Below are 23,492 nucleotides of genomic sequence, written 5' to 3' on the forward strand. Positions count from 1 at the left end.
TTACAAGTATTCATCGTCCGTCGTTTCCCCGCCAGACTGGGGGCAGTACCTCGCAAACGGACCTCAGGAGAGAACATGCGTTACCGCGGCCTCGGCAAGACCGGGATCAAGGTGAGCCCCTACGCTCTCGGCGCCATGATGTTCGGTGCCCTCGGCAACCCCGACCACGACGACTGCGTCCGCATCATCCACCGGGCCCTGGACGCCGGCATCAACCTCATCGACACGGCCGACATGTACGCGCACGGCGAGTCGGAGGAGATCGTCGGCCGTGCGCTGAAGGGGCGCCGGGCCGACATCGTGCTCGCGACGAAGGCCCGGTTCCCGATGAGCGACGAACCGAACCACCAAGGCGCGTCCCGGCGCTGGCTGGTGCGCGCGCTGGAGGACTCGCTGCGCCGCCTCGACACCGACTACCTGGACATCTACCAGATTCACCGCCCGGACCCCGACACGGACATCGAGGAGACGCTCGGGGCCCTCACCGACCTGCAGCGAGCCGGCAAGATCCGCACCTTCGGCACCTCGGCCATGCCCGCCTCCGAGCTCGTCCGCGCCCACTGGGTCGCCGAGCGGCGCGGCCTCGCCCGGCCGCGTACCGAGCAACCGGTGTACTCGGTCCTCAACCGGGGCATCGAGCGCGAGGTGCTCCCGGTGGCGCAGGAGTTCGGCATGGGCACTCTGGTCTGGTCGCCGCTCGGCGGCGGGCTGCTGACCGGGCGCTACCGGAAGGGCCAGGAGGCCGCGACGCACCGCTCGCAGTACGGCTTCGAACACCTCAAGGACGACCGGCGGCTCGACGCCGTCGAACAGCTCATCCCGCTCGCCGAAGAGGCGGGCATGCCGCTGACGCATCTGGCGATGGGCTTCGTGCTCGCTCACCCCGGCGTCACATCCGCGCTCCTCGGACCGCGGACCATGGCACACCTGGACGATCTGCTCGCGGGCGCGGAGGTCACGCTCCCGGACGACGTCCTGGACCGGATCGACGCCATCGTGCCGCCCGGCACGGACACGGGCACGCTCGACATGGCCTACCAGCCGCCAGCCATCCGCCAGCGGGAATTGAGGCGCCGGCCGCCGGTCGAACGCGCAGCGGCGTGACAACAGCGCGACGGCACAGCGCGGTGCGGAGGCTCAGGATTGCCGGTCCGGAGTCCCAGCCGCCAGACCCACCTGGCTCCGTTCACGAGTCCGTTCTCATGAACGTCAACCTGGCCGACCACGAGCTGCCCGCCGGTTGGCCAAGTAGCGTGAAAACTCTGGCCATCTACGGTGCACAGTCGCCCTTTTGATACCGCTAGGACGGGTGAGTCCGGGGACAAGCGGCAGGTCGGCGGCCTTTGGGGCGGCGGCATGAGCGAGCGCAAGCCCTACCGCAGCGATGTGACCGACGAACGCTGGGCGTTGATCGAACCGGTGATCACGGCGTGTGAGGCCGGCCGATTCGCCGTTGGGGGGACTGGCACGTCGAACTGCCGGTCAGTGGGATGCACGGGGATCACAGCCTCCGCGTCAGCTGGTTGCGACGGGCACATCGACGTGGGCTACGAGCAGACTGGATTCGGTCAGCTCCGTACGACGTGTCGGGTTGCTGTCGGGAGCGACACACAATGTATGCACTGCCGTCGAAGTCGGTGACCACGTCACACAGGGGGCCGTGGGCGTCTCCGAGGTCGGCGTGCGCGCTGAGCTCTCCAGTCGGACTGCGACGCAGCAGCCGGTGGTCGTGGCCGGTCATCGCAATCAACAACGTGTCGTCGGCAAGCCAGCAAGACCGGAGGGCAGCCCGTCGAACCCGGCTTCGACGCGCAGGTCGCGTCCGTCCTCAGCAGCCGATTGCACGCGGCGGCCGTAGATGTCGCTCACCCACACGCGACCGTTGTGCCAGCGCGGTGACTCAAGGAAGTGCAGACCGGACAAGATGGCCCTGGTGTCGAACTTCATGGGAATAGGCTTCGTTCCTGGTAGCGACTGGCGTCGGGTCGGCGGGTTCAGGCTTGCGCGGTGGGGCGCAGGACGATCTCGTTGATGTCGACCTCGTCGGGCTGTTCGACGGCGAAGGAGATCGCCCGGGCGACGGCATCGGGCGTCAGCGCGATCCGGTCCCGCATCTCCAGCATCTTCCGGCGCAGGTCGGCGTCGGGAACCGACTCGAGGAAGTCGGTGCCGACGAATCCCGGTGAGACGATCGTGACCCGGATCGACGGGCCGGCCTCCTGGCGCAGACCCTCGGTGAACGTCCTGGCGGCGGCCTTCGTCGCCGAGTAGACGACCTGGCCGGGCACGGTCTTGTAGGCGGCCGTCGAGACGGTGTGCACGAACTGGCCGCGGCCTTGGCGCCGGAATACCGGCAGGGCGGCGGCGACCCCGTACATCAGGCCTTTGAGGTTGATGTCGACCATCGCGTCCCAGTCGTCAACGCGCAGCTCGTCGAGCTCGGAGATCGGACCGATGCCCGCGTTGCCGATCAGCACGTCGAGGCGTCCGAACCGGCTGCCCGCAAGCTCGACGAGGGCGGCGAGGTCCGTGCGGCGACGCACGTCGACCGCACGGTAGGCGACCTCGGCTCCGGCGCCGCGCAGCTCCTCGGCCAGTTCGGCCAGGCGATCCTCGCGCCGCGCTCCGAGCACCAATCGGGCCCCCGACCGCGCGAGCAGCCGGGCCGTGGATGCGCCGATCCCGCTGCTCGCCCCCGTGACAGCCACGACCTTTTGCTCGAGAGTCCCCGCCATCGCCCGTCCTCCAGTACGCTAATCGACTATCCGGACATGAGTCCGCTAGAGAGAACCGTAGCGGACATATGTCCGTATAGCTAGGCGGCGTACTCGAGATCGGAATCGCTCCATGACCCAGCCCCGGAAGCGTGCACGGCGCTCGGACGCGCAGAACAACGAACTACGCATCCTCGATGCCGCGCGCGCCGCCTTCACCGAGTCCCCCGACGCCACTGTCCAGTCGATCGCCAAGGCAGTCGGCATCGGCCAGGGAACGATCTACCGGCATTTCCCGAACCGCGAGGCGCTGCTTCTCGCCGTCTACCGCGCCGACGTCGAAGCCCTCATCGACGCGGCCGACCACCTGCTCGGCGCGCACCCGCCGGTCGACGCTCTGCGGCTGTGGCTCGACCAGCTCGCCGCCTACGGCCGGATCAAGCACGGCGCCTCCCTTGCCGTCGAGGCCGCGACCCGGGCCGACCTCGGAAGCCACTACTATCCGCCGGTCATCGCGGCTCTCGGACGCCTGGTGGCCGTAGGCCAGGCGAGCCACGAGATCCGCGACGACATCGACGCAGACGACCTGCTCCTGCTCGTCTCGTTCCTGTGGAAGAGCGACACCGGCCCGGATTGGGAAGAACGCACCCGCCACCTGCTCTCGGTCATCCTCGACGGCCTCAGGAACAGCGCGTTGTGACAGAGGGGACGTCTCTGCTTTCGCCAGGGCCGGTCTGGCGCCGCCGCTGTCGGGCTGTCTTCTCCGGGGCTGGGGCGGGGTCCGCCGACTGCTCGACCTGGACCGTCGGCTGTACCGGCTTGCGTATGCCGACCAGTATCAGCGCCAGCACGGCGGCGACCAGTAGGGGTCATGCTGTGGGTGGCCGCCGGAAAGACATCGGTGGCGGCTGTCGCGAGGTCCACCGGATACTCCCGCCAGGCCGTGCAGCGGGTCGCAGACGCACTGGTCGCCGACGAGCTGGCCCAGTACTCCGCCGACGTGCACGACCGGCGCAAGCAGCGGCTGGAACTGACGGAGGCTGGGGCCGTCATCCTGGGGCAGAGGACTTCGACCGGGCGGTCGAGGTCAACCTGCGCGGAGTCATGCTCGCCATGCGCGCGGAGATCCCCGTCATGCTCGACAATGGCGGCGGAGCGATCGTGAACACCGCCAGCGTCGGCGGCCTGGTCGGCGTGCCGGGCCTGTCCGCCTACACCGCCGCCAAGCACGCGGTCATCGGCCTGACCAAGAGCGTGGGTCTCGAATTCGCCACCCGGAACGTTCGGGTCAACGCGGTCGCGCCCGGCGGGACCAACACCGAAATGCTCGCCTCGGGTACGCAAGAACAGCGCGACTTCCTGGCGAGCCTGTCGCCGATGAAGCGCATCAGCCACCCGAGCGAGATCGCGGCCGCGATCGTGTACCTGCTCGCGGACGCCACCTTCAGTACGGGAATCACCCTCTCCGCCGACGGCGGTCAGTCCGCCGGCTGAGGGCGCGGAAGAAATGCTCAACCTGGAGTAAACCTCAAAAGAAGAGTCGCCCCATTCGTCGTGACGAAGCCCCTTGCCGTACTAACGCTTTCCGGTGTGGTCGTCGTACTTCTCGCGGGCGGCGAGGACTTCCTCGATGTGCCGCACTGACCATTCCGTGAGCTCCCTGAGGGGACCTCTCAGTGTCTGGCCGAGCGGGGTCAACTCGTACTCCACCCGGATCGGCACCTCGGGGTACACCGTCCGCAGGACCAGGCCGTCGCGTTCGAGCGTGCGCAGCGTCTGGGTGAGCATCTTCTCGCTGACTCCCGCGAGCCGCTGCCGCAACTGGGTGAACCGGCATGCCCCGTGCTTGCCGAGTTCGCCCAGGATGAGAACCGCCCACTTGCTGCCGATCTGGTCGAGCACGTCACGCGAGGGGCAGCCACGGGTGTACGGGTCCCATGACGGTATGGGCTCGATCACATCCTCGGCGGTCGCCACAGACCTCACCTCGATCCTTTCGTCCGGGTGGCCACCTTACCTCGAAGTGGCTACTTACCAAAAGAGAGTGACCAGGTCACCCTGGGATTCGTGCTGCGGGAGGTCCGTGGCAGGAAGGGGCGAACCCATGTCAATCGTTGTCACCGGAGCCTCTGGCCATCTGGGCGGGCTCACCGTGGAGGCACTGCTGGCGCGCGGGGTGCCGGCCGCGGACATCGTCGCGACCGGCCGGGACATCGCCAGGATCAAGGACTTCGCCGACCGTGGCGTCGTGGTGCGTCGGGCCGACTTCGCGGAGCCGGACAGTCTCGCGGCGGCCTTCGAGGGCGCGGACAAGCTGTTGCTGATCTCGACCACGACCGTGGACGAGCGGGTCGCCAACCACCGCCGCGCCATCGACGCCGCGGTGGTGGCAGGCGTGTCGCTGGTGGCGTACACGAGCATGTCGCACGCGGACACGGCCACCACGGTCCTCGCCTCCACCCATCGCGCCACGGAGCAGTACCTGCGCGAACGCGCAGTCCCCAGTGTGATGCTGCGCAATAGCTGGTACCTGGAGAACTACACCGCCCAACTCCCGCTGGTGCTGCGCAACGGAAGCGTTGCCGGGTCGGCCGGCCAAGGCAGGATCAGCGCCGCGGCCCGCGCCGACTACGCCGACGCCGCCGCGGTCGTGCTGACCACCGAGGACCATGCCGACGAGGTGTACGAGCTGGGCGGCGACGAGGCGTTCACCCTGGCCGAACTCGCCGCGGCGATCTCGGCCGCCGCCGGGAAGCAGATCACGTACACCGACCTCCCGGCCGACGGCCTCGCCCAGGTGCTGACCGGCGCCGGCCTGCCCGCCGAGCTGGCGCACGTCCTCGCCGACGCCGACCTCGGTATGAGTCGCGGCGAGCTGTTCACCGCTTCCGGTGACCTGCGGCGCCTGATCGAACGGCCGACCACTTCGCCGGCCGACGCGATCGCCGACGCGCTGCGCTGACAGCCCGCCGACCCCCGGCTCGCTTCTCCCATTTGCCTACGTCCCTCCCGGTCACTCGGGGGAAAGGACCTTCACGATGTCCACCCGTACCACCCCGCACGCCACGTGGCGGCGCGCGCTCCTCACCCTCACCGCGACGTCCGCCGCTCTGGCGGCCCTCGCGCTTCCCGCCGCCGCCGCGCCCGCCCACGACCATGAGGGCAACGGCTACACGATCACGGTCAACGGCGGTCAGGCGTTCCCCGAGAGCGTCGCGGCCGACCGCCACTACGTCTACACCGCCAGCATCGCCGACGGCACCGTCTACCGCGGACGCCCCGGGGCGCAGAGGCTCGAACCCTTCCTGCCGGCCGGCCAGGACGGCCGCACCCAGGCCACCGGGATCAAGGCCACCGGCAACCGCCTGCTGGTCGCCGGAGCCTTCACCGGGCACTTCTTCGTCTACACGAAGACCGGGAAGCTCGTTTCCTCCTACACCGTCCCCGACACGGGCGAGTCGACTCTCGTCAATGACGAGACCGTCACCCCCGACGGGGATGTCTACATCACCGACTCCTTCCGCGCCGTCGTCTACCGGATCCCGGCCGCCGAGGTGAACGCCCCCGCCACCGGCGCCCGTCGGACCCTGGAGGTGGCATACCGCCTGCCGGACTACGTGGCCGGCCAGTCCAACGGCAACGGCATCGTCACCGCCCCCGACGGCAAGTCGCTGATCATCGGCTACTGGTACAGCGGAGCGCTCTACCGGCTCACCCTCGCCACCGGTGAGATCCGCAAGATCGCCGCACTGGCCCTGACCAGCGCCGACGGCATCGCCAGGCAAGGGAACACCCTGTACATCGCCCGTTCCGTGAACAACGAGGTCGACGCCGTCCGGCTGTCCGGCGACAACACCCGGGCCGCCGTGGTCTCCGCCCGCACCTACCCCGGCGCCGACACCACCACCGGTGTCGCCGTGAGCCGGGACCGGCTGCTGGTGACCAACTCCCAGATGGACACCTACCTGTACGGCGACCCGCTGACCAGCCCGGTCTTCACCCTCGAAAGCCTGCCACTGCACTGACCCGCACCATCGGTTCGGTGCTGTGCTCGCGGCGGGTGGGCGTTCCTTCGGCAGGGCGGCCACCTGGTCGGGAAACTTCCTGGCCAGGCCCTGGTAAACGGAGTCGACCTTCGCCGTCACCGTCGGATGCTGGTGGAACTGCTCGGGGATGCCCTCGGTGCGCAGGACGGTCGGGTCGTGCACACGGCCGGCCGGACCTCTCCCACGCCGGAGAACAGTTTCCGGCCCTGGCCGTCGCTGAAGGTGACGGTCCTGCTGGTGTTCTGCCTCTCCTTGCCCGAGACCGGCTGCGACGCTGTTCGCTCGTCGGCCGACACTGAACGGACGGGAGTCTCGCGTGTTGCCCGATGGGCTCATCGAGGTGAGCTTCAACTTGGCGATGAGGATGGCCGAACCCTGTGGTCGTCCGGCACAGCGCAGCACATCCGGCAGCTCAATGAACTCCGCGACATGACGATCGTCCGCAGGGCGTTTGAGAATCGGATTCATCATGTAGGTGTACTGGTCACGGCGGCGTGACGACGTGCCAGTGGGGCGCTGCGAACGCGACGAAGCTCCGGTTGAGAGGGGTGACCTCGCCAAGTCACCTTGTTCGACCGGAGCTTCGACGTGCCGTCAGTCCGCTGCCGCCTGTCTGGTCGAGTCGCCCACCCATCAGCGGCGGTGTACTGCCGATCTGGCCGTGCGGCTGCGTACGCCGCCCAGCCGTGGGTGGCCACGCCGCCGCACCGACGTGGTCGGCATCTTCCCCGACCGCACCGCCCTGATCCGCCTGGTCGGCGCGGTGCTGGCCGAGCGGAACGACGAACGGACGGGGACCGGCCGCTGCCCGGGCTCGATCCGCCCCGCTCACCGCCGGACCAGACCGGGGGACAAACCAAGACGCTCTCGCTGACCCAGGCTGCCGCCGTCCGGTGCGTGCCCATGGAGCCAATTTACCTGTCAGTTGATTAGTATCATTTGACAGCCGTCCTCTGTGGGCGCTAGGTTAACTATCAATTGATACCTATTGCGATCGGATCGAGCGCCATGCCTCTCGTCGCCATCGAAGAACACTGGATCTCGCCGGAACTGACATCCGCCCTCAACGCTATGCCTCGTCGGGACGAGAGCCTCGCCTTCAACGAGATGGGCGACCACCGGCAGCGGCTGGAGGACTTGGGTGAGGGCCGGATCGCCGCGATGGACGCGCAAGGGATCGACGTCTCGATCCTCGCTCTGACGCCTCCAGGGGCACATCCGCTGCCACCCGAAGACGCCCTGCGCCTGAGCCGCGCCGCGAACGACACGGCGATCGCGGCCGCCAACAAGAACCCGACGCGGTTCCGGACGCTGTCGACCCTGCCGATGTCCGCCCCGGAGCACGTGGCCGACGAGCTCGTCCGGGCCGCCGGGCAAGGCCACGTCGGCACGATGGTCTACGGCCGATCGGGCGACCGTTTCCTCGATGACCTGGCCTACGAGGATTTCTTCGCGGCCGCCGCGGAGCTCGGCCAGCCAGTGTTCCTCCACCCGCAGATCCCCTCGGACGCGGTACGCGACGCCTCCTACCGAGGCTTCGACACGATCACCGAGCTCGGCCTCGCGACCTTCGGATGGGGCTGGCACCTGGACGCCGCGACGGCGGCTCTCAGGCTCATCCTGAGCGGCACCTTCGACCGGCACCCGGAGTTGCAGATCGTCCTCGGCCACTGGGGTGAGATGCTGCTGTTCTGGCTGGACCGGGCAAACAGTCTCTCACGCATCGCCGGCCTGCAACGGTCCGTCTCGGACTACATCCGTACGAACTTCTACATCACGTCTTCCGGCATGCTGAACCCGGCGCTGCTGCAGCACGCCCTGTCGGTGACTTCCGTCGACCGGCTGGTCTTCTCCACCGACTACCCGTTCCAGCACCCGACCCGGGAAGAGATCGCCGCCTTCCTCGGGCACTTCGCATCCGACGAAGACCGGCAGAAGTTCACCTACGCCAATGCGGCAGCGCTCTACGGCCTCGAAGCCTGACCAGTCGCAACAGGACACGTCCGCGTTTGCCGTCAGCGCCGCCCGGCACGCATGAACCGCAGCGATACCCAGTGCATCGGACGGCGGCTCGGGCGGCACCAGCCCTGCCATTGCCTGTCATTCGGCAGGGCTAGCCACCGCGCGGCTGAAATTCCAAAATCCCTATCAATTGATACTAATAAGCGGCGCCTACGGAGGTCCTGGCAGATGGATGAGGAGCAGATTTCGAGGTTGTTCGAGCTCGCCGACCTGATCCTGGCGGTGGGTCGCCACATCCAGGCGTCGAAGGAGGCCGAAGCCGAGTCGGGAACGCCGTTGGAGGGAGCGGTGATGCGCTATATCGACCGCCACCCCGGCGGAACGGCCAGCGCGGCCGCCGAGGCCACCCAGCTGATCTCCAGCAACTTCAGCCGGGCGATCCGCCGCCTGGAGCAGGCGGGCTTCGTGCGCCGCGAAGTCGATGCGCACGATGCGCGGCGGGTACGCCTCTATCCCACCGAGAAGGCCCAGGAGAACCTGCAGCGGCTGCATGAGGCCTGGAGCCGCCTTCTCGAGGAAGCCGTGACCGATTCCGACGACATCGACGCCGCGATCTCGACCCTGCGCAACATCGAGACCAGGCTGGTCGCCCGAACCCGCCCCGGGGCCCGGTAGATCCGGCGATCGTGCCCCGTCCGATCTGCCGTTGCGCCACCGCACAGGGTCGAAGGACCCGCTGTGAAGATTCCCACTTCTGATACCGGGCGGAAGAGGCCCGGCCTGCGAACACGCGCAACGGGACGATCGACATCACCGTGAAGGAACAACAACGACTTCTCCGCAAAATGGCTCACCAACACGCGCTCTCGTTCTCGGAGGCGGCGGCGCCGTCGGTGTCGGTTGGCAGACCGGTCTGCTCACAGGGCTGCGCGAGGCCGGTGTCGACCTGGCGGGAGCTGAGGCAGTCGTGGGAACATCCGCAGGCGCTCCGGTCGGTGCGCTGCTGGTGCGATTCCGGGGCTGACTCCTGGCGTTGTGTATGAGGCGCGGTTGTATGTCATGGACCGGTGGGCGGTGTCAGCCGGCGGACGGGGTGAGGCTGGTGCGGTCGAAGGGACCGCCGTGTGCGGAGGCGTACGTGATGGCGTCGTTGACGGAGTCGAGGTCGAACGACCGGACCCGTTCGGGGGCGAGATCCAAAGTGCCCGAGGAGAGGAGGCGGATGATGCCGACGTTGGCTGTACGCGGGTACATCCACTGGCCACGCAGGGTGATCGAGTTGCGCATGATCCATGGGTAAGGGAGTGCGAGGTCGTCTCCACCGAGCATGCCGACGCCGCCCATGAGGACGACGCGGCCGTACTCGCGGACGGTCATGGCCGCGGCCCGCGAGGCCGAGCTGGGCGCGCTCGGCGGAAGCAGGTCGATCACCATGTCGATCGGGCCGTCGGCCGCCGTGGACATCGCCGCGTGGTCGGTGGCCTCGTCTCCGGTCAGCGGCACGGGGCGCAGACGCGGACCGAACCGGTCGGCGAGAAGGTCGAGCGCTGCCCGGTTGCGGCCCGGGGCGACCACACGGCCCGCTCCCATCGCGAGCGCGACTGCGACCGCGCTGCTGCCGAGGTTGCCGGTGGCTCCGCTGACGAGCAGCGTCTCGCCCGCTGCCAACTCGCCCGCCAGCAGGCCGCCGTAGGGGATGGCGTGCACGCTGAGTGCGGCCCAGCGGGCCGGATCGTCCCCTGCCGCGGTGGGCAGCGGGAAGGCGTTCTCCGTCGGGACCCGCATGAGCTCGGCGAACGAGCCGTCGTGCAGGTGCCGGGCGAGCCGCGCGCCACCCTCGCCGCGCGAACTCCAGCCCTGGAGCGTGATGTCGGGCGTCAGGGCGTCGTCCCGCGAACGTACCGTCGAGTCGCACCACACCAGGTCGCCGACGCGCAGCCGGGTGGCGTCCGGGCCGACGTGGACGATCCGCCCCACGCCACCGATACCGGGCACGACGGGAAGGACGAGGGGGTAGTTCCGCTCGCCGCTGAAGACCTCGGCCGCGTAGGGCGCCACGCACGTGCCGAGGACCTCGACCAGCACCTCACCGCCCCCGGCCTCGGGGTCGGGCAGCTCCCGCACTGTGAGCGGGGCGCCGAACTGCGTCAGGACTGCTGCTCGCACCTTGTCGGCCTCCGTGTTCGTCCATGTTCATCATGGATCGCTGTGGTTCTTCATGGTTCTTTGTGGTTCTTCGTGCTTGTGAGATCGACACTACGAGCCGAGTGAGCATGCGGGAAGCGATGATCTGGCATCCGTGGTATGCGTAGGCAGCATGGATATCTCCAGCGCTGGACTGCGAGTCCTGCGGCAGATCGCCGAATCCGGCAGCTTCACCGCGGCAGCCGCCCGACTCGGCTACACACAGTCGGCGGTCTCACGCCAGGCCGCCGCCCTCGAACGCAGCACGGGCACCACCTTGTTCGAACGCCGCCCGGACGGGGTACGGCTCACCCCCGCCGGCCTGACCCTGCTACGTCACGCCCACACGGTCCTGGCCTCGCTCGCGGCGGCCGAGCGTGAGCTCACCGGCACCGTCCCGCAGACCGAACCCGTACGGCTCGGCATGTTCCTGAGCGCGGGCGCGGCGATCCTGCCCGCCGCACTCGCACACCTCGCGGCGGCCGACCCGCAGATCACGATCACCACCAGCGAGGGCACCACACCCACCCTGATCAGGGCGCTACGCGCGGGCTCCCTCGACCTCGCCGTACTCACGTCCCGCCCGCCCCACCGGCCCTTCGACGGCGAGTCGCCCCGCCTGCACGTCGAGACCGTCGCGGACACCGAACTGGTCGTGGCGGTGCCGTCGAACGGGCAGTTCGCCGGACGCACCACGGTGGACGTCGACGAGTTGGTCGACGCATCGTGGATCGCCGCCCCGTCATCGGCCGCCGAGCCACTGCTCGGCGTGTGGCCCGGCCTGCCCGGACGGCCACGCGTCATCCACTCCGCTCGCGACTGGCTGACAAAGCTCCAATTGGTCGCCGGCGGCTTCGGCGTGACGACGGTGCCGTCCCGGTTCTCACCGGTGCTTCCGCCCGGCGTGAGCCTGCTGCGCGTCGATGGCGCACCTCCCGAGATCCGCCGGGTGCTCGTGGCCCGCCTCGCCGGCCGCCCTGCTCCGGCGATCACAGCCGTCACCCGAGCGATCACTTCGACCGCCTGAACCGCCGCCAAGGCGGGCTGCGCCGCGGCCGGGATGTGGATACGACCCGGTGGTTCACACGTCGTGGTCCCGGCCCGACGCCCGCAGAACGGCTGCGGAAAAATTCCGGTGGCTGAACCATCCCGGGTATAACGGGTATAAGGGGAGGGGGTGCCGCGGCTCGTTCCCCGCAAAGGTTCGAGCCTCCACCGCTGCCGCGTCAAAGATTTTTGCTTCGGAGCCAGGTGCGGACGGCTTCGATGTGTTCCGCCTTGCGTTCCAGTGGCAGCCAGTGTCCGGCAGGCACATCCGTCACCGTGAGGTCCCCACAGGCCGCGCGCATCGGGTCACCTTGGCGATTTCCCGTGATGGTGCAGATCGCGTCCCACGCGCCGTTGATGAACAGCACCGGCTGCGACAGGCGGCCGCCATTGGGCGCTTTGTGTGCGTAGGCGATGTTGGCGTCGTCGTTGGTGTACCACGCGGAGGGAGGACCAAAGCCGTGAGTCTTGAACGCCTGTACCAGCACGTCGAAGTCCGCCGGCGGCCAGAGGGCCGGGTCGGCCGGAGTCCGCGAGGCGCGGTGCGCGGCGCCGAAGCGCCCGCCGTCGCGCGTGACCGTCGCTGTCGGCGAGACCTTGCGGATCGCGGCGGGGCTGCCGGGCCGATAGGTGGAGGCGAGCGTCGCCGCTCGATCTTCGTCGAGGTCGGCGACCGCTGTCTCGAAATGCGTCGTGTAGTAGCGGTAGTAGTCCCACTGGCCATCCGGATACCGGTCGGCCGGGTAGATCGCTCGGTCGACCAGCGGCACGAGGGTGGCCAGGCTGTTCGCGTCAGGAAAGTACGCCCACGAGGTCAGCACGGCGCCACGGCAGCGCTTGGGCTCGTGCGCGGCGAGTGCGCCGACGACTATGCTGCCCCAGTCGTGGCCGACCCAGATCGCGGTCCTGCCGCCGAGGTGATCATGGAGCTCCACCATGTCCGCCACGACTTCTTCGATGGTGTAGGCGTCGTTGTTCGCCGGGGCGGATGACCCGCCGTAGCCGCGTAGGTCGGGAGCGACGCAGTGCCAGCCGTCGGCGGCGAACGCGTCCATCTGGGCGCGCCACATCAGACCGATGCCCGGCCAGCCGTGGAGGAAGATCATCAGTGGTCCGTCGGCCGGCCCGCACTCGATGTAGTGCGTCGTGTGGCGACGTGTGCCGAAAGTACGTGAAACCACCATCATGGCTTTGCCCTCCTCGTGCTCTTCCGCACTGACCTGCCGGCGCGCCCGGACGATCCCCGCGACCACCGCGACCAGAACCAGCGCGACCTCCAGTGTCCCGTGGGTGACAGCTTTTGCCTTGAGTCCGAACCGTTCGACGGCGAGCCCGGCCACGAGCGCCGGCACACTGAACGCGAGAGAAGCGGAACGACGCGCCGAATCCGAATCCCGCGATCACCGACCCGACCACGTAGAGGGGCGGCGCACTGTTCAGCATTGCCGCGATCGTGACCAGGACGCCGACGGCGAGAGGTCCGTAGCCGAACCGCTCGCGAGTTTTCGGCGGGAGGACTGGCGAGACGGCGGTGCCTGCTATCCCTGCGGCGAAGAACACTCCCAGCACGATGCCCACGACAAAATGACTGTGCACATCGAGGACAGTGCCGAGCACGGATGACCCGAGTGACAGGTACAGTCCGGCGAGTGCCCACGTCGCGCCGATCGACGGAAGCAGTGCGAAGAAGGCCGGCCGCGTGGCCTGCGGAAGCCCGGCGCTCGGCAACAGCGACCCCCAGACGGGTTCCCGGGTTGTCGACTCGGGACGAGCGCGTTCGGGAATCAACCACACGAGCGCCGCAAGCACCAGGTAGACCGCGGCGAGGATCCAGGAAACGAGTTCACGAGGGAGGGGTGCGAACTCGACGTCTGGCTTCTTCAGACGGGACGCCCTCTCAGATGAGCTGGTGGTCGGTCAGGCTGCGTGCGGTCTGCTCGATCGCGTCGGGGATGGATCGCAACGGGTGTCCGAGGAGGGTCTCGGCGGTGGTGCGATCGAAGCGCTGCTTCTGGCCGATCAGCCAGCGGTTGTCGCGCAGTTGGGGCTCGAACACGCTGGCGAGCCAGGTGAACCAAGTCGGCATCGCCCGTGCGGGCAACTTCCGGCTCGCTTCGGGAAGGCGTTCGCGGATCACGCTGGCAACCTCGATGAGCGACATCGGGTCGGTGGCGATGATCGTGCGGCGACCGGCTGCACTCGCGGAGGTCATCGCAGCGATGTGGGCGTCGGCGACGTCCCGCACATCGACCCACGGAAGCCGAAGGTCGGGGATCATCGGGAGTGCCCCCGACATGATCTGTTGGATCGCGGTGACCGAGGTGCCGGGATCGTTCGTCAGGAGTGGCCCGATCACCGCGCCCGGGTTGATGGCTGCAAGCCGGTCCGGGACCCCGCGTTGCTCCACGAGTTCTCGGGCGGCCCGCTCGGCCTTGATCTTGGAGACGGTGTACGCGTTCAGGCGCGGATCGTCCGGGTCGGTCCAGTCGGCGTCGGTGTAGATGTGGCCTTTGGGTGCGCGGGCGAACTGCATCGTCGCCAATGCCGAGGTCATCACCACTCGCTCGACGCCCCCATCCAGCGCCGCTGCGACCGCTCGGGTCGCCCCCTCGACGGCGGGACGGATCAGCTCGTCCGGATCTTTCGGTTTTGCCAACACGAACGGGGAGGCCACATGCAGGACGTATCGGCACCCGTCGGCCGCTTCCGCCCACCCCTGATCGGCCAGCAGGTCGAGCCGGCAGATCTCGAGCCTTGCGGTGTCGACGCCCGCTGTCGCCATCGCCGCATGCACCTCGCCGATACGGGAGCGCGACCTCACCGAGCCACGTACCGCGTATCCGCGCCGCAGCAGCTCGGCTCCGATGTGACCACCGATGAACCCCGAGATGCCCGTGACCAGCACCATGTCTGCCATATCCACTCCCGCCCACCATCTTGACAGTGAGCAGTTTACGGATCATCTGCTCACTGTCAAGATGGTGGGATGGACAAGGAACCACTCACCGGGGATCAGTACCATCACGGCAACCTGCGCGCCGCGCTGCTCGACAGCGCGCTCGTCGTGCTGACCGAGAAAGGCGTCGCCGGGTTCAGCATGCGCGAAGCCGCACGACGGGCGGGGGTGTCGCAGTCTGCTCCCAAGCATCACTTCGGTGACGCGCGCGGGCTGCTGGGTGCGCTCGCGACCCGTGCGTACCGGCAGCTCTGCGATCGGCTCGAATCACTCGAACTCGCTGGGCTCGACGCGCGCGAGCGCGTCACATGCATCGCTGCGCAGTACGTCGCCTTCGCGGGTGAGAACCGTGCCCTGTTCGACCTGATGTGGCGGATGACGCAGTTCGACTTCACCGCACCCGAACTGGCCGAGCAGAAGCACCGCGCCCTCCGCGCCCTGGATCGAGGCATACGCGGCGAGGACGCCGAACCGGTGGCTGGCGACGCCGACCCCGCACTGCTGCCGAGCTACGCGGTCTGGTCTCTCGTGCACGGATACACGGCCCTCGCCCTGGAGGGTGCGATCGACAGCAGCAACCCGGATCCCCTGAGCAGCGACCTGCTTCCCACCATGCTCGCGCTTCTTGAGGTGTCCGGCCCCAGCCACTCGAGGTCGCGGCGGGGCGGGGGAGTGCGGTGAACCGCAGGACGGCCAGGAGCTCGCGGCCGCTGGGCGGGGGCGAGTTGAAGGCCGTGTCCGGTTCCATCGACGGTGCGGGTGGCAGCGAGGGTGACGGCGAGGACGGCCGCAGCGAGACAGGCCGATCAGGCTCCAGCGTAGGCCCAGACGTCGGCCGAGCCGAGCGCCCAGCGCGCACGATTCCCTGCTCGCCGAGCAGGATTCGACCTCCTCCGCCACCGCATCCTGCTCCGATGACTGCCACCTGCCGTCGCCACCGACTACGGAACAGAGCCGTTGGCTGGACTGACCCTCTCCGAGCAGGTAACTGGAGAGGTCGCGGATTCGGTGGCGAGACCGATCAGCTCATCGAGTCGGTCGTGCGCCCTGGTCAGGTCGTCGATCTGGGTTCGGATGCGGTCGCGTTCGTCCTTGAGCCGCTGTGTCATCCGTGGGGTCGCGACGAGGGTGTCCAGGAAGGGCAGGACCTGCAAGATCGCTTTGCTGCTCAGTCCGGCCGAGTAGAGAAGCTGGATGAACTTCACCCGCTCAACGGCGGACTCGGGATACTGCCGGTGGCCGCTGGGACTGCGGTCGGCGATGACGAGTCCCTGCTCTTCGTAGTACCGCAGCGCACGGACGCTGACCCCAGCGCCTTCGGCCACCTTCCCGATCCGCATGGCACCTCCCGAGGGGAACGGACTTGATCCTCACGTTGACGTGAGGTTTTAGCCTACGTCCTATGAACATCCACGGAGCCACCGCGCTCGTCACCGGAGCCAACCGCGGCATCGGCCGTCATCTCGCTGCCCAGCTCGTCGAGCGGGGGGCGAAGGTCTACGCGACCGCTCGCCGACCCGAGTCGATCGACCTCGACGGTGTCGAGGTCCTCGCCCTGGACATCTCCGCCCCCCTTGCCGTCGCGGCGGCAGCCCGCGCAGCGGGCGACGTCAACCTGCTCGTCAACAACGCCGGAATCGGCGGCGGCACCCTGCTCGGTGACCTGGACGCTGTCCGTGCTGCACTGGACGTCAACTTCTGGGGCACGCTGTCCATGGCCCGCGCCTTCGCGCCGGTTCTCGCGGCGAACGGCGGGGGCGCGATGGTGAACATCGCCTCGTCGGCGTCCTGGTTCGTCTTCCCCGGCAGCAGCGCCTACGCGGTCTCGAAGGCCGCCGTCTGGAGCATGAGCAACGCCCTGCGCCAGGAGCTGGCCGGGCAGGGCACGAGCGTCACCTCGGTGCACCTCGGAGCCGCGGACACCGACATGATGAAGGACTACGACGTACCCAAGATGGACCCCGCCGATGTCGCCCGTATCACCCTCGACGGTGTCGGGGCTGATGCGTTCGAGGTTGTCGTCGACGACTTCACCGCGATGGTCAAAGAGTCGCTGGGCAAGGATCCTCGTGACTTCGACAAGCAGTTCCAGCGGCTCCTGAACTCCTGACCACAGCGAGGAACTCCGGACGGAGGAGTGTCGATGGCGGGGCAGGGGGCTGTCGGGTCAGTTCCGTTGCCGCCTGTTGCGCAGGCGTAGTCGCGGTGGTGGTGCGAGAATCGGGCGGGTTGTCGGCGCGGCCTACTCTGCGGGGCCATGGAGATTGAGCTGACTGACGATGACCATCTGCGGGCGCTGGCGGCGTTGGAGGCCGTCGCAGGCAACGACGATGCGGGTCTTTCAGCCTTGGCGGCGAGGGCGAGGTCGCGGTCTCCCGCCCCGAAGTGCCGCGTCCCGCTCCCCGTCCAACGGGACTCAGCCCAACGCCCGCCGGTCTCATTGGCGTTCACGTGCAACCGTTGAACGGGGCACGCTCTCTTTACTAGTACCGGTACGGCGCGTCCTCGCGCCGGCCGAGCACTGGGGGGTGGCGGGCCGTCGGGGACGGGCCGGCATCTCCCCGATTCGTCGCACGGATCGAGGGGGAGCACGGAAGATGACACAGAGCACGATGACCATCGGACGCCGGATCGCCGCGGTATTGGCGGGAGCCGGGGTCGGTGCGTTGGCGCTGAGCGGGACGGCTGCGGCCGAGCCGGTGGGGGGCAGGCCGTGGGTGGAGACGCCGACGGGAGAAGTTTCTATGATGAGTGTGGCGCAGCAGAGTCCCTCGGTCACCTGGGCGGGGGGCGCCGCCGTCGCCGCCGACTCCGACGGAGGGGTCTCGTTCACCCCGACCTTGTACAAGCGCGACCTCGCCGCGGGCGGCACCTGGCGGCAGCTGCCGCTGCGGGGCGCCGGCGCGTGGGACAGCAGGGTCAACGACATCGCCACCGCCGCCGACGGCTCGGCCTTCTTCGTTGGCGACCAGGGCGGCGGTCAGGGAGTGCTGGTCGGTCGGTACACCGCCGGCCAATGGCACCTGACGTCCGACCAGGGCCTCCCGGCCGGAACCATCGAGGCGAGCCTGCTGTCGGTGAGCGCGGTCTCCGCCAAGGACGCCTGGGCGGTGGGGCAGGGCTACGTCGAGGATCCGTTCACGGCCGTACCCGTGGTGCAGCACTGGGACGGCAAGCGGTGGCGGTCCGTGCAGATCCCGGGCTCGCAGGACTGGAGCCTGAACCAGGTCGAGGAAGTGGCGCCGAACGACGTCTGGGTGGTGGGAGTGGACGAGGCCACCGGCCAGTCCGTCGCCACGCACTGGAACGGGCACCGGTGGACTCTCACGCCGACCCCTGCCTTCGCAGACTCGGCGATCCTTTTCGACGTCGCCGCCCGCACCCCGAACGACGTATGGGCGGTGGGCTGGTCCCGCGACACCGACAAACAGACCCCGGCAGGCCTTGCCCTGCACTGGGACGGCATCTCGTGGACCCAGGTGCAGCTGCCGCGGGGAACGTTCGCCCTTCAGTCCGTGGCCCTTCAGGGCAAGAGCGGCGTCGTCGTCGTGGGCGGCATCGATGACGGGGCCGTCGGTCTGAGCCTGACCTCCACGGGCGGTTGGAAGTCACTGGGGCTGCCTCAGAACGACCCGCAACTTCCCCTGGGCGTCACCGCCGTAGCGGCCTCCGGCAACCGGCTGACCATCGTCGGCTGGCACTACGTGTCAAGCGAGGAGGGCGACAGCTTCAGCAGCGGCACCATCCTGACCAGGTAGGAGCGTCCACCAGCCTGTCCCTGCCGAAAATCTCATCCGTATTGGTCAGCCACCCCGGTGGGAGGAACAGGGAGCCCGCAGGCGATGCGTTCCGGGCTGGAAACCATCCTTGATCGGCACGGTTGTCGAGCGGTCGACGCGGTTCACCGTGCTGGTTCGTCTGCCCCGCGAAGAGGGATACGGCACGATCCCTCGAACGAAGAACGGCCTCGCGCTGGCCGGATATGGAGCGGTCTCCAGGAAGAAGGCTCTCGCCCACACGATGTCGATGCTCCCCGAGCAGCGGACGCGGTCGCTGATATGGGACCGAGCCGAGGAAATGTCGGCGCACGGAGTTCCGGGTCGAGACCGGTATCCCTGTGTTCTTCGCTGAACACCAGAGCCCGCAGGACAGGTGGCCGGGACCGGCCCCGCGCAGGCCGGACGGCCGTGCGGCTCAGGCGGTCCGCACGTCGCGCGCCGAGCGGAGGCCGGCGGGCGTGGGCCGAAAGCCGCACGCCTTCTCGTAGAAGTCGACGTTCTCCTCGTCGTAGTCCACGTGCACCCATTCGCACCCGGCGCGGACCGCCTCGACCGTTACCGCGTCGACCAGGTCCTTGCCGATGTTGCGCCGCTGGAACTCGGGGTGGACCGAGGTGTCGAGCACGAACGCATGCGCCCCGCCGTCCCACACCGCGTGCACGAAGCCGACCAGCCTTGCGCCGCTGAACGCGCCGATCCAGGTCAGGCTGTGCCGCTCCAGCCGGCTCGCCCACGGGATCACCGTGAAGTCGTCGACCGCACTGTCCGGATCGAAGGCCGCATGGTGCAGCGCCGAGAGCACCACGTCGTCGACCGGGAACCTGATCTTCAGCTCGACCGTCGTCACAAGGCTCAACCTACTCCATTCCCGCGCCCGCCCTCAGCAGCCCGGCAACGCCGGCGGCGAGCGCGGCGGGCGTGTCGGCCAGCAGGACGCCGAGCCCCTGTTGCCTGGCCGCCGCGATCACCTCGGGGTTGTCGTCAACCATGACGGCGTCGTCGAGCGGCCGGCCGCAGTGTCGCGCGACGGCCGCGAAGAAGGCGGGTGTGGGCTTGACCTGGCCCACGCGCCAGGACGAGGCCACCACGTCGAAGAGGGCGAGGTGGCCGTGTGCGCGCTCCTTCACCGCGTCCCACCGCGCGGCCTCGTTGTTGGCGAGCACCAGCAGCAGGTCCGGCCGGTGCCGGCGCAAGGCCTGATCGTGGTACTCAGACCGACAGCAACGTCCGCTCATGCCGAGCGTCAAGCGGCGATGAGTCGTACTCATCTGGCACCTCCGTTGGTCATTCAAGCCAAATCAGCCGGCACCTGGACTCCGATGGGTCTGCAGCGGCGAAGATCTTGAAACAGGCAGATCCGTTGCTCTTGACGTCCTGCACGGCCGACGCTGTGGGTCAGGCGCATCCTTCGGCGCCACCTCAAGGGGCGTGCGGTACGAGCCTGTTCCGGCGCCGGCCTCGCGCGCCGGCCGTCCGCGCGGGGACCTCGGCTTCTGGCGCCGATGCGAGCACCGGGGCGCCCGGGGCAAGGGTTGGGGCGGGAGGTCTCACCGATGACCGGGTGAATCGGTTCGTGTCCTGAGGCTTGACACCGCGAAGGGTGCAGGGCAGGTTCTTGTATCCGAAACATCTGTCCCTCCGGTGAAGCCATATCTCCGACCGATCGATAAATGTGAGCGCTAACAAAATGGGTGCCTGTCAGGCGAGCCGAGAGGTCGGGCGGTCCGGGCGGCCCTTTTCCCCCTGGTTGTCGGCGAGTTGTGGTGGGACAAGGCCAACCCGGCGGGTCGCTCACCGCCTTACTGCTTCAGCGCAGCCCCGACCGGTTCACCACCTGCCCGTGCCTGGTCCGTATACAAGGAGGATCGTGTGAAGCGACAACACGTACAGCCGCCGCGCCGTCGACGCCTGGCCCTTTGGTCCGTGGCCGTCGTGGGGCTGCTGACCGGGGCTGTGGGAATACAGCCGGCCACGGCGACCGCCCCTCGAGCCACGCCGGCCGTCGCCACGCCGGCCGCCGCCTCGCCGGCCTCCGGCACCGACGGCTTCACCGCGGGCAACGCCGCGATCGCGTCGACCGACCTGTCCGGCACGTGGGGGTTCACTCCGGTGGGCCGGTCGGCGACGTCGATCACGGTGCCGGGTGGCGGCTGGTACAAGCAGGGCTTCACCGATGTGACCGAGGCGGTGTACTCCCGCACGATCACCGTGCCGGACTCCGGGCAGCCGCAGTCGACGTGGATCGAGTTCGGCGCGGTGAACCACCAGGCGACGCTGTCGGTGGACGGGCACGTGGTCGCCACCAAGACCACCTCCTTCACGCCGTCGAGCTTCGACATCAGCGCGTACGCGGCGCCGGGTACCACGCACACCATCACGGTCGATGTGAAGGGCAGGGGCGCCCTGAAGAACCCCGCGAACGGCAGGTATCTGGTGCCCGACGCGGCCGACTGGGCCGAGGCCGTACCGCAGGGGATCTTCCGTTCGGCGTTCCTGCGCGTGTATCCGGCGGTGTACGTCAGCGACACGTTCGTCCGTACGTCGGTGGCGAACCAGACCCTCACCTACGACGTCTCCGTGACGAACACCTCCGCCAGCGCCCGGTCGGTGACCCTGACCGGCTCGCTCGCCTCGGACAACGGCACGTCGTTCACCTACCCGTCCCTGCCCAGCCGCACGGTCAGCGTCGCCGCCCACTCGACCGCCAAGGTGACGGTCGGGCCGGTGGCGTGGAACCTGGGCTCCTCCTCGTACTGGTGGCCCAACGTCCCCTACCGGCAGGGGTATCGCGCCCAACTGCACCGTCTGACGGTCCACGCGGCGACCGACGACGGCCGCACCAGCGACGCGACCTACCGCTTCGGATTCCGGGAGAGCAGCCAGAACGGCGAGTACTACTACCTCAACGGCGTGCGGGTGAACTTCCGCGGCGACAACCTCCAGGGCGCGGACTTCGACCGCGTCAACAACGGCGGCAAGGGCGACGCCTACGACACGCTGCCCGGCTTCCTCGCGCCCTCCTCGGGCAACGGCGGCTGGCCGCAGGCGGTCGACAACTACCAGCGGCTGAACTACAACGTGGTCCGCATTCATCAGGAGCCGGCCAGCCCCTACATGCTCGACGTGGCCGACGAGATGGGCCTGATGATCATCGACGAGACCGGCATCCGCGGCTCCAACGCCCTTCAGGACTTCGTCGCCGGGCACGACAACATGGTCGACCACGCCCGCGCGCTGACCCTGCGCGACCGCAACCACCCGGCCGTGATCCGCTGGAGCCAGAGCAACGAGCCCGGCAGCAGCGGTGACGACTCGGAGCAGTTCGAGAAGGACCTGTACGCGGCGATGAACGGCAACGACGGCACCCGGCCGGTCAGCGTCGACGCGTGGGTCGGCGCTCCGGCCAACCCCTACCCCAACATGACGTACGCCAACTTCGATGTCTTCGGGCACTACCTGGACGGTTTCGGCAACTACGGCGAGAAGGTCGTCTCGGTGGCCGGCCGGCCCGACGGCGAGGGCGAGTACATCTGGCCGAAGTGCAACACCAAGCAGGGCTTCGAGTGGTTCGCCACCACGATGGTGGCCAAGCGCGGCAAGGACGCCAGCGACCTGCGCCCCTACACCCTGCTGTCCGCCTGGGCGAGCGTCATACCTGGCGTCCGCAGCACCGACTTCACCCCCGAAGAGGGCGGCCATCCCGTCTACGGCGTCGACAACCTCTCCGACCCGTGGAGCAATCCGCAGATCCAGCGGGTCCAGGCCGCGTTCAACCCGGTGGCCGCGATCGACCTGCCCTACTGGTCGGCCTCCGGTGTGTCGGACTCCAACGGCACCTTCCCGCTCCCGCAGGCGGTCCCCGGATACGCCGCCAACAGCACCGTGAACCGTACGATCTCGGTGTTCAACGACGGCTTCACCGGCACCGCCGTGGGCTTCGCCTGGAGCGCCCACCTCGACAGCGCCACCGGCCCGGTGATCGCCTCCGGGAACACCACCCTCACCGTCCCGCTCGGCTCGAAGTCGACGCAGAACGTGTCGTTCACCGCGCCGTCCAGCGGCTCCCGGGTCTACCTCGTGCTGTCCACCAGCAAGGCCGGGACGACCGTGTTCAGCGACGCGGTCGAGTACTTCACCCTGGGCAGCTCCACGAGCCCCGCGCCGGGCACCTACCGGATCGTCAACCGCAACAGCGGCAAGCCGCTGGCCATCGCCGGCAACTCCACCGCCGACGGCGCCAAGGCCGTCCAGCAGACCGGCGGCGGGACCTGGACCCTCGCCGCCTCGGGCAGCGCCTTCACCCTGCGCTACAACCCCACCGGCAAGGTGCTCGACGTCAACAGCGGTTCCACCACCACCGGCCTCCAGCTACAGCAGTGGACCGCCAACGGCGGCACCAACCAGCAGTGGTACGTGCGGCCCACCGGCGGCGGGTACTACACCATCATCAGCCACGACAGCGGCCTGGCCGCCGATGTGAGCGGCCAGTCGACCAGCGACGGAGCCGCCGTCGTGCAATGGACCGCCAACAACGGCACCAACCAGCAATGGCAGCTGACATCGTCCTGAGCCGGCGGCCCGCATGTCGGATGTGCCGCCACCTCCTGGTGACGGCACATCCGGGGTGTGCGGACATCCCGGGGGCACACACATGGGACGCCACCGCGACGTCCGTCACCCGGCTCCGGCCCATCCGTCGGCGGCGGGAGACGCCGGGAGGCGCGGCTGACCGCCGCCGGCTCCGGGCGATCGGCTCGCGGTCCGGACGCTTTCGCCAACCTGCCCGACCTGGGGACGACTCCGA

The 23,492-nt window shown here is 68.7% G+C and carries 22 protein-coding genes and 3 pseudogenes; 16 read left to right on the forward strand and 9 right to left on the reverse strand.

Features of this window, described 5'->3' with window-relative positions; all coding sequences use genetic code 11:
* Positions 1-75 precede the first annotated feature (75 nt).
* Complete coding sequence (locus tag OG519_RS29905; protein ID WP_405590337.1) at positions 76-1,104, forward strand: aldo/keto reductase; 1,029 nt, start codon at positions 76-78, stop codon at positions 1,102-1,104.
* Positions 1,105-1,746: 642 nt separating this feature from the next.
* Here the strand turns inward: OG519_RS29905 and OG519_RS29910 are convergent.
* Positions 1,747-1,947, reverse strand: a complete 201-nt coding sequence (locus tag OG519_RS29910; protein ID WP_405590340.1) for a hypothetical protein — start codon at positions 1,945-1,947, stop codon at positions 1,747-1,749.
* A gap of 47 nt (positions 1,948-1,994) precedes the next feature.
* Positions 1,995-2,735 carry an SDR family oxidoreductase gene (locus tag OG519_RS29915; RefSeq protein ID WP_405590343.1) on the reverse strand — a complete coding sequence of 247 codons (741 nt, stop codon included), beginning with the start codon at positions 2,733-2,735 and terminating at the stop codon, positions 1,995-1,997.
* Between the two features lie 112 nt (positions 2,736-2,847).
* On the opposite strand from OG519_RS29915, the gene OG519_RS29920 reads away from it, so the two are divergent.
* The 3 genes and pseudogenes from OG519_RS29920 to OG519_RS29930 form a co-directional block, all read left to right on the forward strand.
* The gene (locus tag OG519_RS29920; RefSeq protein ID WP_405590346.1) at positions 2,848-3,414 is read left to right on the forward strand and encodes a TetR/AcrR family transcriptional regulator; all 567 of its coding nucleotides are present in this window, start codon (positions 2,848-2,850) and stop codon (positions 3,412-3,414) included.
* 171 nt (positions 3,415-3,585) lie between these two features.
* A complete protein-coding gene (locus OG519_RS29925; protein ID WP_405590348.1) occupies positions 3,586-3,879 on the forward strand; it encodes a MarR family transcriptional regulator in 294 nt (97 codons plus the stop codon).
* A pseudogene (locus tag OG519_RS29930) lies at positions 3,786-4,208 on the forward strand (SDR family oxidoreductase); the annotation flags it as partial. The gene OG519_RS29925 and the pseudogene OG519_RS29930, both read left to right, overlap by 94 nt.
* 81 nt (positions 4,209-4,289) lie before the next feature.
* Here the strand turns inward: OG519_RS29930 and OG519_RS29935 are convergent.
* The gene (locus OG519_RS29935) at positions 4,290-4,691 is read right to left on the reverse strand and encodes a winged helix-turn-helix transcriptional regulator (protein WP_405590351.1); all 402 of its coding nucleotides are present in this window, start codon (positions 4,689-4,691) and stop codon (positions 4,290-4,292) included.
* 127 nt (positions 4,692-4,818) lie between these two features.
* Here OG519_RS29935 and OG519_RS29940 point away from each other — a divergent pair, with 127 nt between their 5' ends.
* The 6 genes and pseudogenes from OG519_RS29940 (at position 4,819) to OG519_RS29965 (ending at position 9,397) form a co-directional block, all read left to right on the forward strand.
* Complete coding sequence (locus tag OG519_RS29940) at positions 4,819-5,676, forward strand: NmrA family NAD(P)-binding protein (RefSeq protein WP_405590353.1); 858 nt, start codon at positions 4,819-4,821, stop codon at positions 5,674-5,676.
* A gap of 76 nt (positions 5,677-5,752) precedes the next feature.
* Entirely contained in the window at positions 5,753-6,739 is a 987-nt protein-coding gene (locus OG519_RS29945; protein ID WP_405590356.1) for an SMP-30/gluconolactonase/LRE family protein, read from the forward strand.
* 126 nt (positions 6,740-6,865) lie between these two features.
* Entirely contained in the window at positions 6,866-7,258 is a 393-nt protein-coding gene (locus OG519_RS29950; protein WP_405590359.1) for a hypothetical protein, read from the forward strand.
* A gap of 199 nt (positions 7,259-7,457) precedes the next feature.
* Positions 7,458-7,634 (forward strand): annotated as a pseudogene (locus tag OG519_RS29955) (transposase); the annotation flags it as partial.
* 134 nt (positions 7,635-7,768) lie between these two features.
* Positions 7,769-8,743: an amidohydrolase family protein gene (locus OG519_RS29960; protein WP_405590362.1), complete on the forward strand. Its 975-nt coding sequence runs from the start codon at positions 7,769-7,771 to the stop codon at positions 8,741-8,743.
* 207 nt (positions 8,744-8,950) lie between these two features.
* A complete protein-coding gene (locus OG519_RS29965; RefSeq protein WP_405590365.1) occupies positions 8,951-9,397 on the forward strand; it encodes a MarR family winged helix-turn-helix transcriptional regulator in 447 nt (148 codons plus the stop codon).
* Between the two features lie 402 nt (positions 9,398-9,799).
* Here OG519_RS29965 and OG519_RS29970 read toward each other — a convergent pair whose 3' ends face one another.
* Positions 9,800-10,888 carry an alcohol dehydrogenase catalytic domain-containing protein gene (locus OG519_RS29970; protein WP_405590368.1) on the reverse strand — a complete coding sequence of 363 codons (1,089 nt, stop codon included), beginning with the start codon at positions 10,886-10,888 and terminating at the stop codon, positions 9,800-9,802.
* Between the two features lie 151 nt (positions 10,889-11,039).
* Here OG519_RS29970 and OG519_RS29975 point away from each other — a divergent pair, with 151 nt between their 5' ends.
* Entirely contained in the window at positions 11,040-11,933 is an 894-nt protein-coding gene (locus OG519_RS29975) for a LysR family transcriptional regulator (RefSeq protein WP_405590371.1), read from the forward strand.
* A 199-nt stretch (positions 11,934-12,132) separates the two neighbouring features.
* Here the strand turns inward: OG519_RS29975 and OG519_RS29980 are convergent, their stop codons facing one another.
* Entirely contained in the window at positions 12,133-13,293 is a 1,161-nt protein-coding gene (locus OG519_RS29980) for an alpha/beta fold hydrolase (protein ID WP_405590374.1), read from the reverse strand.
* Positions 13,294-13,850: 557 nt separating this feature from the next.
* The gene (locus OG519_RS29985; RefSeq protein WP_405590377.1) at positions 13,851-14,870 is read right to left on the reverse strand and encodes an NAD-dependent epimerase/dehydratase family protein; all 1,020 of its coding nucleotides are present in this window, start codon (positions 14,868-14,870) and stop codon (positions 13,851-13,853) included.
* 69 nt (positions 14,871-14,939) lie between these two features.
* Between OG519_RS29985 and OG519_RS29990 the strand changes: the two genes are divergently transcribed.
* Positions 14,940-15,590: a TetR/AcrR family transcriptional regulator gene (locus OG519_RS29990; RefSeq protein ID WP_405590380.1), complete on the forward strand. Its 651-nt coding sequence runs from the start codon at positions 14,940-14,942 to the stop codon at positions 15,588-15,590.
* Positions 15,591-15,850: 260 nt separating this feature from the next.
* Here OG519_RS29990 and OG519_RS29995 read toward each other — a convergent pair whose 3' ends face one another.
* Positions 15,851-16,249: a MerR family transcriptional regulator gene (locus OG519_RS29995; RefSeq protein WP_405590383.1), complete on the reverse strand. Its 399-nt coding sequence runs from the start codon at positions 16,247-16,249 to the stop codon at positions 15,851-15,853.
* 62 nt (positions 16,250-16,311) lie between these two features.
* Between OG519_RS29995 and OG519_RS30000 the strand changes: the two genes are divergently transcribed.
* From OG519_RS30000 to OG519_RS30010, 3 genes and pseudogenes are all read left to right on the forward strand, one after another.
* Positions 16,312-17,019 carry an SDR family oxidoreductase gene (locus OG519_RS30000; protein ID WP_405590386.1) on the forward strand — a complete coding sequence of 236 codons (708 nt, stop codon included), beginning with the start codon at positions 16,312-16,314 and terminating at the stop codon, positions 17,017-17,019.
* Between the two features lie 634 nt (positions 17,020-17,653).
* Positions 17,654-18,667: a hypothetical protein gene (locus OG519_RS30005; protein ID WP_405590389.1), complete on the forward strand. Its 1,014-nt coding sequence runs from the start codon at positions 17,654-17,656 to the stop codon at positions 18,665-18,667.
* A gap of 94 nt (positions 18,668-18,761) precedes the next feature.
* Positions 18,762-19,062: pseudogene (locus OG519_RS30010) on the forward strand (IS30 family transposase); the annotation flags it as partial.
* 41 nt (positions 19,063-19,103) lie between these two features.
* On the opposite strand, the gene OG519_RS30015 reads toward OG519_RS30010, so the two are convergent.
* The gene (locus tag OG519_RS30015) at positions 19,104-19,535 is read right to left on the reverse strand and encodes a GNAT family N-acetyltransferase (RefSeq protein WP_405593115.1); all 432 of its coding nucleotides are present in this window, start codon (positions 19,533-19,535) and stop codon (positions 19,104-19,106) included.
* Between the two features lie 10 nt (positions 19,536-19,545).
* Positions 19,546-19,881: an HAD family hydrolase gene (locus tag OG519_RS30020; protein ID WP_405590391.1), complete on the reverse strand. Its 336-nt coding sequence runs from the start codon at positions 19,879-19,881 to the stop codon at positions 19,546-19,548.
* A gap of 676 nt (positions 19,882-20,557) precedes the next feature.
* On the opposite strand from OG519_RS30020, the gene OG519_RS30025 reads away from it, so the two are divergent.
* Positions 20,558-23,257, forward strand: coding sequence for an RICIN domain-containing protein (locus OG519_RS30025; protein ID WP_405590394.1), 2,700 nt, complete (start codon positions 20,558-20,560; stop codon positions 23,255-23,257).
* The last annotated feature ends 235 nt before the right edge of the window (positions 23,258-23,492 follow it).

The sequence above is a fragment of the Streptomyces sp. NBC_01190 genome (assembly GCF_045039895.1).
Lineage (GTDB): Bacteria > Actinomycetota > Actinomycetes > Streptomycetales > Streptomycetaceae > Actinacidiphila.